Origin of the sequence: Thalassotalea sp. G20_0 (assembly GCF_017744175.1) — a bacterium.
Lineage (GTDB): Bacteria > Pseudomonadota > Gammaproteobacteria > Pseudomonadales > Endozoicomonadaceae > Endozoicomonas.
This window is the reverse complement of sequence record NZ_JAGHQV010000298.1, coordinates 1-885: the sequence shown is the minus strand read 5'-3', so window position 1 is coordinate 885 and position 885 is coordinate 1. Positions and strand designations below refer to the sequence as shown.

General features: G+C 47.7%; 1 protein-coding gene. It reads right to left on the bottom strand.

Annotated features, from left to right (window positions below; all coding sequences use genetic code 11):
- Positions 1-116: 116 nt before the first annotated feature.
- The gene (ddpX, locus tag J7438_RS26155) at positions 117-845 is read right to left on the bottom strand and encodes a D-alanyl-D-alanine dipeptidase (RefSeq protein WP_209278955.1); all 729 of its coding nucleotides are present in this window, start codon (positions 843-845) and stop codon (positions 117-119) included.
- Positions 846-885 lie beyond the last annotated feature (40 nt).

Below are 885 nucleotides of genomic sequence, written 5' to 3'. Positions count from 1 at the left end.
ATTTTTAAGTTGGTAATTATCAGGGTTCGCTTAAAGGCAATCATGGCAAATCAGGTATGATTTATAGCAAATCACAGAGCCACGTGGGCTTTATTCTGTGCTGAAAAAGCAGGGAGTTACATTATCCCTCCAGGTGTCTCAGCTTCAGGTATTAAGGGATAACTCTCCACGTTGGGTAGCTGGTAGTGCCACCACTCGGTTGCCAGGGGCTTAAAACCGGCAATATTCATTACGCCTGCCAGCATAAGTCGGTTGCGCTGTGCTTCTTCTGAAACCAGAGCGTTACCATGATGGGCCAGCGGACGAAAGTCATCAAATTGGCTGCCCATGTCAAGCTCTCTGCCATAACGGTCAGTGATGGTGAGATCTACCGCAATGCCTCTGCAATGAGGGCAGGGGTCGGATTCCGGGTTGCCAACATAGTCAGGGTTCGGCATGTGATGAAACAGGATGTGCTGCGCCGACAATGGACGAAAGGCATCCCAGATTTTGAGCCGGAGATTCAGTGGTCTGAGCAGCTCGGTCGCTTTCAGCAGGCAAGTCAGTGCGTCAATATGCAGAAAGCATTGGCTGCTTTGGTAAATGGGCTTGCCGGTAAAGTTGTTGCTACTGGCATAGGTAATATCAAGTGTAACGGGATGGTGCTTTTCGCTAAGTAGAACCAGATTGCCATTACTATTTATTGTCGTCACTGGAGTCTCCATACCAAGGCAAATAGCAAGCATAGTCACTATTTCACAGGTTTCCTGTATTTTTAGCGGGATATGGGGATCTGTTCGTCCTGAGCCTGTGGAAAGGGGAGAACTCCGGCCCCTCATCTTGCCACTACCAGATAAACCAAACATATGAACTATCAGTAAATAAATCTGTCTTGTATGCAAAACC

Coding starts and splice junctions, on each gene's coding strand:
- ddpX (WP_209278955.1), bottom strand. CDS start 845: ATGTTTGGTTTATCTGGTAGTGGCAAGATGAGGGGCCGGAGTTCTCCC.